Raw genomic sequence first — 12145 nt, 5'->3', positions numbered from 1 at the left:
CAGCAGAATAATTTGACATGTTTTAAAGCGAAATGAAATCGTACTATATTAGATCATATTTGAGTGCAGATTGGTATTAAAGTTGATATTTTTAAGATTATCCATAACAAACCATAAGGAAAATATGATAAATACAATTAGATCATATTTTTACTTAGATTGGTATTAGGCGCAGCTGGTCATGACAGGCGCCACTCTTTGCTGTATCTGCTCTTTGGTAATGACCCATGACAGACGTCATTGTTTACGAGATTGGTATAAGCCAGTTGGAATCCTTGACTGATTTTTTATGTGCTTCATTTGCTTTTTAATACTTAATATTTCATAAATATAGTACCAAAGTATATGAATTAAAATGATAAGTTTGCATTTTTTCAGAATATTAGAAGTTACCTGTCATTTATTATAGTGGTATGAAATTTATGTTTAATGGGATCCTTTGTCGAGCAATCTAGATGAAGAGTTGTTTTAAAAAAAGAGTATTTAACGTTAAATTTATGAAAAAATTAATTATTGCTGCAATATCACTATTACCGCTAACGACATTATCAGCAGCGCAAGATGAATGGTCTGCTGCTGATCAAGCATGTTTAGAGTTGGCAAGGTTTTATGATTACAATGGCTATTATAGTGATATAAAAGTGCAGGTCGCTAAGAAATATAAGAAAGATATTTATATGTGTAAATTTAGCGCTCACGATTTAGAACAAGAAAAAATGGGGCACTTATATCAAGATAACAGTTCATTTTATGCAATTTATGATGTGGCGACAGGCACTCAAACTAGACTCGATTAAATGAGTATTGGTTCGCTGCGTTAAGGTATGTTGCTTTCTAGCCAGTTAATTACTGGCTAGTTTTCATTTAGCTGAAAAAAGAGTATTTATGCTGGCATTGAAGAGATATTGAGGATCTTATCGATAATAGGCTTATTGGCTACTGGAAAGTTGTAGCTCAGCAGTTCATTTTTATCGATCCAGATAATTTCTTGTGCTTCTAATCCCGTGGCAATACCTTCAAAGTCTTTTACCCAATGAATATCAAGTTTAACGTGTTTGTCAGGGTAATTATGACTAATCTCCATCAAGGGTTGCGTTTCTTTAACATCAATGCCGATTTCTTCTTTTAATTCTCGACTCAAGGCTTGAGTCACCGTTTCACCTTGTTCGACTTTTCCTCCTGGAAACTCCCATTTTCCACCTTGATGTAAATGTGCATGACGTTTAGCGATTAAGATCTGTTGTGCTTCATTCACAATGACACCAACAGCAACATGTATTCTGTTATTCATATAATGTGGTTTTAGTCCTGTTTAAAAAAGTCTGCTTCATCGTAACCAAGGCCATCTAATGTTTCGGGATCAAAGTCAGGCTTTACTGGAATGGCATGCTTCTCTGAAGCCCAATCACCCAAATCAATGAGTTTACAGCGTTCACTACAAAAAGGTTTAAAGGGCGAGCTATCATCCCAATTGACAGTATCTTGGCATGTTGGGCAGGTAACGGTAAGTGGCATATTTAGTTAAACTCAATAATCGCTAAAAGATCTTGAACAGTATTATACCTAAAATAAGTGAATAGGTGAAAAAGACCTTTCAACTATTCATTGTCACTGGTGAGTTGCTTTTATGGAGAAATAAACCCTTGTCATTAATTAGCAAGTTGCTAATTGAAAAGGGATATTTTCATTTGCATGTTTCTGACTATCAAATTGCATAAAATGAATCGCATAGCGATTTTTATGTCCACTAATCGTTGGATAACATTGATTTTTTTGGCTCAATTTTATGCGAACTAATGAAAGCGGGTGTTCACTGTGGGCTTGAAAAAATCCATCATGAGCTGAACATTCTTTATATTGACTGGATTGTCTTGTGATGGCTAAAAGTAACTTGATCGGTGTTAATAGATCGGAGAATTGCGCTTTCCAACTTAGGTATTCAAGTTGTCTTTGTTCCCATGGTTTTTCAAGCCAAAAGTGTAATTGAGGAAGATCGAAATTACAGCAAGCACCGGGCATATTATATCTTTGCCTGAGTGTGCTGAGAAAGCGATCATGTTTAATATTGAGGCCTGGCCGTTGTGCGAGTTTAAGTTTATTACGGCTTTCTTTTAGTGTCGCAATGGGATCGGGGATAGTATCCATAACCGGTACGCTTTCTATTGACCATTGTGCTAATTGTCTATCAAGATCTTTTAAGACTTCGCCACTATAATCACAACGCTCTGTGAGTTCACATAAAGAGAACAAGGGATCGAAGCAGCGAGCCTGATGATCTTCCTCTAAATTTTGCTGAAGTTGTTGATCGAGATATTCCAGGCGCAAATAGCCGCGGATTTTTTCATTTAATGGGTGTTCAAAAATTAGTGTATTCATGATGTATGCTCTGCACTGTTTGCTAACTTCAAATATCGGTTATGCAATTGTGCCACTTGTTCCTTGAGTGCAGATTGAGGTCCTTGGTTATTGATAACATCATGCGCTTTAGATAGCTTCTCATTTCGACTCATTTGGCTAGCGATGATATTGTCTATTTGTGTTTCACTTACATTATCTCTAAGCTGAGTGCGCTTCTTTTGTTGTTCAGGAGGCAAATCAACAACTAAAGTACGGTTAACTTTCTTATCTAAACCATTTTCAAACAGTAATGGTGCAATCATTATGCAATACAGTGAATGAGCTTGCGTCATTCGAAGTTGCATTTCGCTGCGGATCATTGGGTGCAATAAAGCATCTAGCCATTGGCGCTCTAATGGATTATTAAAAATGATTTCTCTTAATTGACTTCTATTGAGGTAACCTGTTTCTAATAAAATATCATTGCCAAAATGTGCACAAATTTGTGCTAATCCTTCAGAGCCTTTATCGACAACTTGCCTTGCTACCAGATCAGCATCAATAAGGCAGATCCCAAGTTCTTCAAAAAGGTTTGCAACGGTTGTTTTTCCACTTCCGATCCCACCTGTTAAGCCTACTATAAATTTTGACATAATTATTATTCTTATAGTGATAAATAGGACAAGTATCCATTGAGTATTGGTTCACCCCAGATCATGGCTACCCAGCCTGCAATAGCAAGGTAAGGTCCGAAAGGAATAGCTTGATGATATTTTTTTTGTTTTGTTAATATCATCATAATACCGACAGTTGCACCAATGACTGAGGATAATATGAGAATAATGGGGAGCATTTGCCAGCCAATCCAAGCACCCAGTACGGCTAAGAGTTTAAAGTCACCGTACCCCATACCTTCTTTATTAGTGAGTAATTTAAATCCCCAAAAGACAAACCACAAACTAAGGTAACCGGCTATCGCGCCAATAATGGAACTTGTTAACGAAACAAACCCCATGTTTATATTAACAATAATACCTAACCAGAGGAGTGGCAAGGTAATTTGGTCTGGAAGTAACATTTCGTCAACATCTATAAAGGTCAGTACGATCAAACTCAATGTCAAAATACTGGCAAAAATGAACAGATTAGTGGGACCAAAATGCCAAGCGAGGGTACCAATCAGTATAACGCTCGTCGCTTCAATGAGGGGGTAGCGAGTGGATATTGATATTTTGCATTGTGCGCATCGCCCCTTGAGTATTAGCCAGCTGAGTACTGGAATATTGTGATAAGGTTTGATGGAAGTGTGGCAGCTTGGGCAACTGGATGCGGGAACGGCTAAATTATAGCGGGGTGGATAGTTATCTATTGAACGTGCTAAATCTTGTGAGTGCTGCTTGACAATATCGGGATGATATTCTGTTAGATATTCGTTGCACTCTTGCTGCCACTGCCTCTTCATCATCACGGGTAAACGGTGGATCACAACGTTTAAAAAGCTGCCTAAAATGGCGGCAAACACACAGCTAATCGCAATAAAAAGCCAAGGATATTGATTGAGTAGCGCTACAAATTCGGTCATTTTCTTCTTATTTCTAGTTATTCAACGTTAAACTTTTAATCAAATGGCTTAGCTAACGATTTTTCCCATCTGAAAAATCGGTAAATACATCGCAACAATTAAGCCGCCGACTAAGGTACCGATAACAACCATCATGACTGGCTCTATCAGGCTAGCGAGACCATCTACGGCATCATCCACTTGCATTTCATAAATATTAGCGACTTTATTGAGCATGTTGTCTAAAGAGCCTGATTCTTCACCAATCATGACCATTTGAACCAGCATATCAGGAAATAAGCCTGTGGTATGCATCGCCGTATTCATTTGCATACCTGAAATCACTTGTTCTCGCATTTTCAAAACAGCATGGCGGTACACTGCATTGCCGGATGCGCCTGCCGCCGACTCTAAACCATCAATTAATGGTACGCCTGCGCCAAAGGTTGTAGCCAGTGTTCTGGCAAAGCGAGCCATAGCGGCTTTATGAAGAATTTGGCCTATTACAGGTATTTTTAATATGAGTGCATCGACTTTATCTCTGAAAAGTAATGAACGACGATGCAGTCGTATCAGTATAATACTACTGATAATAAAGCCTATGAGTAAAAAATGCCAAGAGGCCTGTAAGCCTTTCGATATGTGAATAACGACTTGCGTAAACGCGGGTAATTCGGCACCAAAGCCATTAAATATCTCCTCAAATTGAGGTACCACAAACAAGAGCAACATTGAGGTGACGGCAATGGCCACTATGATGACAGTGATGGGATAAAATAAGGCTTTCTTTATTTTTGATTTTAATTGTTCAGCTTTTTCTTTATAAAGCGCGATGCGATCAAATACCGTTTCAAGCGCACCTGCATGTTCTCCTGCAGCCACTAAGTCGACAAATAAATCATCAAAATAAAGTCGGTGAGCACGAAGTGCGTCAGAAAGCGGTGTTCCTGATTGAATATCATCAAGGATCTGCCCAAGCAGTTCACGCATTTTTATTTTTTCATGGCCCCTTGCAATAAGTTCAATGCTAGTGACTAATGGCACGCCAGCCGTTAGCATAGTGGCAATTTGACGGGTCATCATGGCAATATCCATGGCTGAGACGTTAGGAGGAGGGAGTTTAAAAAGCGGTTTGGATTGCCGATGAACGCGCTTAGGTCTGATGCCTTGAGATTTTAATTTACTGCGAATTTCAGCCATACTGCTGCCGCGTAACTGACCAGAGACTTTGTCGCCTTGTTTGTTGAATCCTTGCCATTCATAGAGAGTAATGATGGGCGCGGGCTTTGGCTGGCGTTTAGCACTGAGACTATTACTTGCGCTCATGAGATGTCCTTAATTGTTTACCATTGAGTCACGCGATTAATTTCAGCAAGACTGGTGACACCTTCTATGACTTTGAGTAATCCTGATAAGCGTAAGTCCTGCATGCCTTGAGTTTTGGCTTGATTGACTATATCGAGTGAATTGCCTCCTTGCATAATAGTATCGGCAATGGCGTTAGACATAGGTAACATTTCATAAATGCCCACACGCCCTTTGTATCCCCCTGAACAATGCTCGCATCCTACGGCTTGAAAGCATTGTATGTTTTGCCTAATTTGTGTACTGGTAAACCCTAAACTCAGTAATTCATGTTCAGGGATCGCCTCTTGTTGTTTGCAGTGTGAGCAGAGCCGTCTGGTAAGCCGCTGTGCAATTATAAGTGAGACTGAGCTGGCAATATTATAACCCGGCACACCCATATTCAGTAATCGTGTGAGGGTTTCTGCTGCAGAGTTAGTGTGCAAGGTGGATAGAACTAAATGGCCTGTTTGAGCGGCTTTTATGGCGATTTCGGCGGTTTCAAGATCGCGGATCTCACCCACCATGATGACATCGGGATCTTGGCGCAAGAATGAACGCAATGTTGATGCAAAGGTCAGCCCAGCTTTAAGGTTGATATGGACTTGATTTACGCCTTCAAGATTGATTTCGACGGGATCTTCGGCGGTGGAGATATTACGCTCTGCGGTATTGAGTCTATTAAGCCCTGTATAAAGGGAGACCGTTTTTCCTGAGCCTGTGGGGCCTGTGACTAAGATCATGCCTTGAGGTTTGGCAAGCATATTTTGGTATAATTGTTTTTGTTTATCGTCAAAGCCGAGTTTTTCAATGCCTAACTGCGCCGAAGAGGCGTCGAGAATACGCATAACGATTTTTTCACCCCAAAGCGTGGGTAAGGTGCTGACCCTGAAATCGATAGAATGGGCTTTGGTTCGTTTTTTATGTTGATCTTTTGAGGCGTTGAGGCTGAGCTTGATACGGCCATCTTGTGGCAGGCGCCGCTCTGCAATATCAAGCTTTGCCATGACTTTTAAGCGCGCTGCAATGCGCGCGGCAAGCGCCACTGGTGGCTCGGCAATGAGATGTAAAATACCATCAATGCGAAACCGTATACGGTAGCTATGTTCGTAAGGCTCAAAATGCAGATCTGAGGCGCCTTTATGTATGGCTTTAGCTAAAGTGTTATTGAGGTAAACTACTATGGGAGCATCTTCTTTAGGGGCGTCAGCAAGATTTTGCTCATCATCGTTTTGCTCGTTAACGCGGGGATTATCATCAAAGGCATCTAAGCTAAGTAAGGCTTCTTCATCCACTTGGCTTAAATAATGGCTTTCGGTGTCCAAGTCCAATAAACGATTGATGTTTTGTGTGAGTTTGTCTTCTTCAACTAATATGGCCTCGGTATGCATACTGGCGCTGAATTGAAAATCCTCTAACGCGGCAATATTGGTGGGATCTGAGGTGGCTAAATACAGACGATTATTTTTTTTATACAAAGGTAAGCAATTATGTTTTTCGATGAGTTTTTTATTGAGAATAGAATCATCTAAGCTGTCGAGCTCTAGCTCATTGAGATCATATAAAGGGGTGCCGTATTCTTGATGTAACACTTGGGCGATGTCATAGGCATTGATGAGTTCATGGTGCACTAAATAAGGAATGAGGTTTTGCTGCTGTGCTTTCGCCTGTTGCTGGGCTTGAAGGAGTAAGGAAGGCTCAATTAATTCATGGCGAATAAAGAGAGCTGCAAGACTGGAAAAAGAAGAATTGTAAGCGCTAGTCGTTGAGGTGTTATCAATATTCGTTGCTGTATTGGTTGGCGTTGAATTTATAGCGGAAGTGGGCATTGCTGCATACCTGTTATTTGATAACTAACTCATTAATACTGACTTGAAGGATATTCAAGCCAGTATTGATTTTATATGAGAGAGAAGGTCACATGTTATGCTGGATCTGGTGTTGTAGGTGCATCGGCGCCTGAACCTTCTTGACACTGAGCATCATCGGCAGCGGCATCTTCACTGCTTGCTACTGAGGTATAGGCTAACGTACCGTCATCAGCAATGGTAGCCATGACACTACAAGTTCCTTCATTAAAGGTTAGTGTGCCGCCTGTACCTTCATCGAATCCTGACGTTGGAGCCACTGTTAGCTTTGAATCAGCATTGATCTCAGTTAATAAAGATGCACAAGATATGCCTGATTGCACACAAGTTACTGCTTTGGTGGTGTAGGAAGCCACGCCTTTCATTGCAGCGGCACCATGAGCGGAAGCGGTGTAATCCCGATAAGCAGGCAGGGCCACGGCGGCGAGAATACCGATAATGGCGACCACTATCATGAGTTCGATTAAGGTGAAGCCTTGTTGGCGATGGGGTTTTGAATGAGTGCGCCTATGTGTTAACCCATGTTCTAACTTATGCTCTGGAGCATAATGCTGATGCTGATGCTGATGCTGATGGTGAATGGCTGATGGGCGAATAGTCGATGGATTGATGGTGCGATGAGAATGAGCAGGTGTGGTTTTCCTGTCATCCGTGACGTGTATACTCATAATGCGCTCTCCAGTTACATAATTTTTACTGAGTTGTCTTCATTAGGTTCGTGTTCTGAATAAGTTATCCAGTATCAATGCTTACTCTTTATCAATGTTTAGTATCTATCAATGCTTACTATCAATCGATAAATGCTTATGTTTGACTGATGTACTATTTAAGCATTCGAACAAGCTGTTGAGATAGTATAAAGGTAGTACAAAAAAACAGTTTTTGAGATTTTTCTATATAGAATGACGTATTCAAACCAATTAATTTGATGTTAAAACATATTTTTCAATTCAGGTATTACTTATGTTATTGAATATATATAAATAAAAATAAGAGCATTCCACTTTTGGCATTTATTACATCTTATTACCGCTTATTAAGTCTTGTTAGGGGGAAGAGTGTACCTGCTGACTCAGCAGGTGGGATAAAACGAGTGTGTATTTTATCTGTGATGTTTAGCCTAATACTTGTTGAAAGTTTGCAGTGTTTACGTCTTTTATGCGGCAGCTTTATTAAAAGTAATATGTAAAGGTTATTAACTAAACAATAAATAAAGGCTTAAAACCATTAAGTTGGCTAGATCCAGTAGGAGGACAATAAAAAAGCCGTTAAATTAGGCTGCAAATATTAAAAAGAGAAGAATGATGTGATGAAATCTAAACTGCTTTTCATGCTATTGCTGATGTGTGTGTCTGTGCCCAGTATGGCAAGATCTGGTGATAATAGGCCCTTTGAGCGCGGTCCTCACCACGGTGACTCAAATGCGGGTTTTTATATTGGGACTGAGCTGGGGTATTCTAAAAATAGTCAAACTAATGCCTCTTACCAAAGTATTGATAATGCAGATTTAAATTTATTTGGTTCTGATAATCTTGGTGGTCGTTTGTTTGCGGGTTATCAATTTGATCGAAACTATGCCTTTGAAGTGGGCTATAACAATACCGTCGACATGAATGGCAGTGCCGACGTAGGAAATAACAGTGCTAACTGGCATTATCAGGTTCAAGGTATTGATGGCAGTTTTATTTATAACTATCCACTCGCCAACCATTTTAGTGTGTTTGCTAAAGCGGGATTAGGGCTTTATCAAGCCGATGTACATGATGAGTATGTGTATTCGAATACGGTTATCGATAAAAATCAAACCCGTATTGTGGGTATTGCGGGGACGGGAATTAAGTATAACTTCAGAAATCATGTGGGATTAGGGTTATCGGTGACCTATCAAACGGCGAATGATTATATTCCGGCCAATACCTTAATTGGTGTGCGTGCGTCTTATCGTTTTTAGTTTGACCCTGACCACATGATGCCTAGCGATTATGATGAATCGTCAGTGATCCCTTAAACATTAAATACTTGTTAGCCAATAGTCGGGAAAGGTTATCGTCATCTTTTTTCTATTGGTGATTCAATATAGTGATTTGTTGGGCGGGCTAGGTCGAAAGAATGGATAAATTGCCGAGTTTATATTACTTATAAATATAAAAACCACTTTAATATCAAGTGGTTTTTATATTTTTAGTGCTAGCTGCCGTGCTAATTTTGTAATCGTAATGACAAATCTAATGCGCGAACATGCTTGGTGAGCGCACCTACGGAGATGTAATCTACGCCTGTTTTAGCAAAGTTTGCAATGGTGTCTAAAGTCACATCACCAGACACTTCTAGTTTTGCGCCTTGGTAGCCTTGTGGATCCTCAGGTGTTTTATATTGATTGTTAAGCTCAACGGCTTCTAACATCCTATTGATATCGAAATTATCCAACATGATGATGTCTGCTTGAGCGTCGAGTGCTTGACTCAGTTCGTCAATATTTTCCACTTCAACCTCAACCACTTTATCTTGGTGCAAGTTTCTTGCGGACGCCACAGCATTTTTGATGTTACCGCAGGCCATAATGTGATTTTCTTTTATCAAAAAGGCATCATACAGACCGATCCGGTGGTTAACACCGCCGCCACAGGTTACGGCATACTTTTGAGCGGTTCTGAGTCCTGGCAGGGTTTTACGGGTATCAAGCAGCTGTGCATGAGTTCCTGCGAGCTTATCGACATAAGTTTTGGTGAGCGTGGCGACACCCGACAGCGTTTGAATAAAATTCATGGCCGTTCTTTCGCCGGTTAGAATGGTTCTGGCTGAGCCTGATAATTCACAAAGTACTTGGTTAGGTATGAGTAAATCACCGTCATCAACATGCCAAAGCAAAGCGACTTCACCACCGAGTTGATTAAAAACTTGTTCTGCCCAAGCCTTACCACAAAAGACGCCTTCTTCTCGAGTGATGAGTTTTGCTTGTGCGTATTTGTCGCTTGGGATCAGTTGCGCTGTAATATCGGCTTGACTGCGGTGATCTGACGTTTGATTGTGATTTGCATCTTGATGACCTAAGTCTTCGTCAAGTGCGGCTTTGACTGAAAGTCGAATGTCATTTTCAAGCATGATGAAATGTCCTTGCTGTATTCAAGCATTTGAAGGCGAAATATTGGCTTTAGAGTAGCATAGAATTGATTTGAGTTCAGGCAGATTTATTCGCCTTTTTACTTTGTCTTATGAGAGGAATATTGATAGAGTCATTTAAAATTATCATGGTTTTTTTCATGTCTGACTTAAATAAAGTTGCTACTCAGTTAACGACAGTGAAGGAGTCAATTCAATATCAAGTTGAACAGGGTTGGGTGAGTGTTGCTCGGCGTGTCAATTCTCCTCATTTTAATGCCAGACCCTATGGTGAGGTGAGCTTATTGGTTGTGCATAATATTAGCTTACCCGCAGGTTGCTTTGGCTTACCTTATATTGATCACTTATTCTTGGGCTGTCTTAATTGCGATGACGATATGAGCTTTCAAGCGCTTGAAGGGCTTAAGGTATCGGCACATTTTCTCATTCGTCGAGACGGTGAGCTTGTTCAGTATGTGTCTTGTGATGACAGAGCTTGGCATGCTGGTGTGTCAATGTTTGAGGGACGGGAAAACTGTAATGATTTTGCATTAGGGATTGAGCTGGAAGGCACGGATGATATCGCTTATACGGATGAACAATATTGTACTTTGATTGCGCTTAGCAACACATTAATGAAAGTTTATTCTAAACTGAATAAAGAACGGATTGTTGGACATTGTGATATTGCGCCAAAGCGAAAAACCGATCCAGGGCAGAGTTTTGACTGGAAACGTTATTTGACGGGCGTAATGTCGTCATGAACTTAATAATCTATTTTAATCAACTTGCTCTACGGGCTAAATGAGTCAGATGTGCTTGTGAAATGATAATAGCAAAATGGCTCATTGGATCGTAGTTTCTATGGGATAGGTAGCGTTATGACACTATTTGTATTATTAGTGGCAATTTTGATTGAACGTTTTCAAATCTTGCCAGCTTTTTGGCAGTTTAACCCCCTGATGGCACGTTATCATGGAATGCTATTTGGCGATGAACAGTTAAAATCAAAAGTTATGTTAGTACTGGCGGTGATATTTCCTGCGTTAGTAGTAGCCTTGATCAGCTGGTTGATCAGCGATTTTCTCTGGGGTAGTTTAAATTTACTGTTATGGTTAATCGTGGCTGTTATTTGTTTCAGTCATCAAGATCAAAGAAAAGCGTTTAAAGATTATATGCAGTCTGCTTGCCGAGATGATGTGCAGGGGTGCTTTCACCACGCTGAAGAATTAGAACCTAATCAGAACCTTGAGGCTGTGACTGAGTATGAATTAGGGGCAAAAGTGGGGCAAAGCGTTGCATGGATTAATTATCGTTACTTCGGTGCTATTGCACTTTATCTGATTGTTTGTGGACCCATAGGGGCATTATTTTATGGCACTGCTAGGTTTTACAGTGATTTAAATAAACGTAATGGGTTGAATTTACCTTGGATTGACTGCTTGTTATTTGTACTCGATTGGATCCCAAGTCGTATTTTCGCATTTGGCTATGTATTAAGCGGCAAATTTAACCAAGGGGTTTCTATGTGGTTATCGACAGCGATGGATATTAAATGTTCCGCAAGAGATATGGTCACTAAAGTGGCGATGGCGGCAGAAACTGTACCGCATGAGTCCAAAGAATCGGTTTGTGTTCAAGCGACTCTGGCACTATTGCAATTAAGTAAACGCAATTTTATTCTACTGATTATTATCGTTGCCCTGCTGACAATCTTTGGGGTGATTAAATAAGAGCCGTTATTTTGAGTCTTACTCAATTAATGGGAACTCCTTAGGGATCTCATTTTTATATTTGTTTATTAGTATGAGTGATTTTTAAGTATTTGATGTTTTAGGTTAATCAAGTGTTTTTAGTTAATTGTATTAATAATCAAATATGTAGAGTTTCTTTGTCTTCATTAAGTATAATGGTCGGGCCCCTTTCTCGACCTGTG

The 12145-nt window shown here is 40.0% G+C and carries 13 protein-coding genes; 4 read left to right on the top strand and 9 right to left on the bottom strand.

The features are described from left to right. Positions 1–497: 497 nt before the first annotated feature. On the top strand, positions 498–797 hold the full coding sequence (locus tag Q0779_RS17845) for a hypothetical protein (protein WP_298774654.1): 300 nt from the start codon (positions 498–500) through the stop codon (positions 795–797). Between the two features lie 86 nt (positions 798–883). Here the strand turns inward: Q0779_RS17845 and mutT are convergent, their stop codons facing one another. The 8 genes from mutT to Q0779_RS17805 all read right to left on the bottom strand — a co-directional run bounded on the left by mutT (position 884) and on the right by Q0779_RS17805 (position 7778). Beyond that, positions 884–1291, bottom strand: coding sequence for an 8-oxo-dGTP diphosphatase MutT (mutT, locus tag Q0779_RS17840; protein ID WP_298774652.1), 408 nt, complete (start codon positions 1289–1291; stop codon positions 884–886). 11 nt (positions 1292–1302) lie between these two features. After that, positions 1303–1515: a DNA gyrase inhibitor YacG gene (gene yacG, locus Q0779_RS17835; RefSeq protein WP_298774650.1), complete on the bottom strand. Its 213-nt coding sequence runs from the start codon at positions 1513–1515 to the stop codon at positions 1303–1305. Between the two features lie 138 nt (positions 1516–1653). Further along, positions 1654–2376 (bottom strand): cell division protein ZapD, encoded by a 723-nt coding sequence (zapD, locus tag Q0779_RS17830; protein ID WP_298774649.1) that lies wholly within the window; start codon positions 2374–2376, stop codon positions 1654–1656. Beyond that, positions 2373–2990: a dephospho-CoA kinase gene (gene coaE / locus Q0779_RS17825; protein ID WP_298774648.1), complete on the bottom strand. Its 618-nt coding sequence runs from the start codon at positions 2988–2990 to the stop codon at positions 2373–2375. The genes zapD and coaE overlap by 4 nt, the downstream gene beginning before the upstream one ends. 11 nt (positions 2991–3001) lie before the next feature. Further along, positions 3002–3919: an A24 family peptidase gene (locus tag Q0779_RS17820; protein WP_298774646.1), complete on the bottom strand. Its 918-nt coding sequence runs from the start codon at positions 3917–3919 to the stop codon at positions 3002–3004. Positions 3920–3967: 48 nt separating this feature from the next. Further along, the gene (locus Q0779_RS17815) at positions 3968–5224 is read right to left on the bottom strand and encodes a type II secretion system F family protein (RefSeq protein WP_298774643.1); all 1257 of its coding nucleotides are present in this window, start codon (positions 5222–5224) and stop codon (positions 3968–3970) included. A 17-nt stretch (positions 5225–5241) separates the two neighbouring features. Then, on the bottom strand, positions 5242–7071 hold the full coding sequence (gene pilB / locus Q0779_RS17810) for a type IV-A pilus assembly ATPase PilB (RefSeq protein ID WP_298774639.1): 1830 nt from the start codon (positions 7069–7071) through the stop codon (positions 5242–5244). Between the two features lie 95 nt (positions 7072–7166). Further along, positions 7167–7778 (bottom strand): prepilin-type N-terminal cleavage/methylation domain-containing protein, encoded by a 612-nt coding sequence (locus Q0779_RS17805; protein ID WP_367180822.1) that lies wholly within the window; start codon positions 7776–7778, stop codon positions 7167–7169. 641 nt (positions 7779–8419) lie between these two features. On the opposite strand from Q0779_RS17805, the gene Q0779_RS17800 reads away from it, so the two are divergent. Further along, positions 8420–9061, top strand: a complete 642-nt coding sequence (locus tag Q0779_RS17800; RefSeq protein WP_298774656.1) for an outer membrane beta-barrel protein — start codon at positions 8420–8422, stop codon at positions 9059–9061. A gap of 248 nt (positions 9062–9309) precedes the next feature. Here the strand turns inward: Q0779_RS17800 and nadC are convergent, their stop codons facing one another. Beyond that, on the bottom strand, positions 9310–10212 hold the full coding sequence (nadC, locus tag Q0779_RS17795; protein ID WP_298774637.1) for a carboxylating nicotinate-nucleotide diphosphorylase: 903 nt from the start codon (positions 10210–10212) through the stop codon (positions 9310–9312). Positions 10213–10370: 158 nt separating this feature from the next. Here nadC and ampD point away from each other — a divergent pair, with 158 nt between their 5' ends. Both ampD and ampE read left to right on the top strand, forming a co-directional pair. Continuing rightward, complete coding sequence (ampD, locus tag Q0779_RS17790; RefSeq protein WP_298774635.1) at positions 10371–10973, top strand: 1,6-anhydro-N-acetylmuramyl-L-alanine amidase AmpD; 603 nt, start codon at positions 10371–10373, stop codon at positions 10971–10973. Positions 10974–11090: 117 nt separating this feature from the next. Beyond that, a complete protein-coding gene (ampE, locus tag Q0779_RS17785) occupies positions 11091–11942 on the top strand; it encodes a beta-lactamase regulator AmpE (RefSeq protein ID WP_298774634.1) in 852 nt (283 codons plus the stop codon). Positions 11943–12145: the final 203 nt, after the last annotated feature.

This window comes from uncultured Shewanella sp. (assembly GCF_947491715.1).
GTDB lineage: Bacteria > Pseudomonadota > Gammaproteobacteria > Enterobacterales > Shewanellaceae > Shewanella.
The sequence above is the reverse complement of the archived record's forward strand: the minus strand, read 5'-3'. Positions and strand labels throughout refer to the sequence as shown.

Excerpts from the sequence above, each read along its gene's own strand:
- nadC (WP_298774637.1), bottom strand. The coding sequence starts at position 10,212 with ATGCTTGAAAATGACATTCGACTTTCAGTCAAAGCCGCACTTGACGAA.
- zapD (WP_298774649.1), bottom strand. The coding sequence starts at position 2,376 with ATGAATACACTAATTTTTGAACACCCATTAAATGAAAAAATCCGCGGC.
- Q0779_RS17845 (WP_298774654.1), top strand. The coding sequence starts at position 498 with ATGAAAAAATTAATTATTGCTGCAATATCACTATTACCGCTAACGACA.
- pilB (WP_298774639.1), bottom strand. The coding sequence starts at position 7,071 with ATGCCCACTTCCGCTATAAATTCAACGCCAACCAATACAGCAACGAAT.
- Q0779_RS17805 (WP_367180822.1), bottom strand. The coding sequence starts at position 7,778 with ATGAGTATACACGTCACGGATGACAGGAAAACCACACCTGCTCATTCT.
- Q0779_RS17800 (WP_298774656.1), top strand. The coding sequence starts at position 8,420 with ATGAAATCTAAACTGCTTTTCATGCTATTGCTGATGTGTGTGTCTGTG.
- ampE (WP_298774634.1), top strand. The coding sequence starts at position 11,091 with ATGACACTATTTGTATTATTAGTGGCAATTTTGATTGAACGTTTTCAA.
- mutT (WP_298774652.1), bottom strand. The coding sequence starts at position 1,291 with ATGAATAACAGAATACATGTTGCTGTTGGTGTCATTGTGAATGAAGCA.
- coaE (WP_298774648.1), bottom strand. The coding sequence starts at position 2,990 with ATGTCAAAATTTATAGTAGGCTTAACAGGTGGGATCGGAAGTGGAAAA.
- yacG (WP_298774650.1), bottom strand. The coding sequence starts at position 1,515 with ATGCCACTTACCGTTACCTGCCCAACATGCCAAGATACTGTCAATTGG.
- Q0779_RS17815 (WP_298774643.1), bottom strand. The coding sequence starts at position 5,224 with ATGAGCGCAAGTAATAGTCTCAGTGCTAAACGCCAGCCAAAGCCCGCG.
- Q0779_RS17820 (WP_298774646.1), bottom strand. The coding sequence starts at position 3,919 with ATGACCGAATTTGTAGCGCTACTCAATCAATATCCTTGGCTTTTTATT.
- ampD (WP_298774635.1), top strand. The coding sequence starts at position 10,371 with ATGTCTGACTTAAATAAAGTTGCTACTCAGTTAACGACAGTGAAGGAG.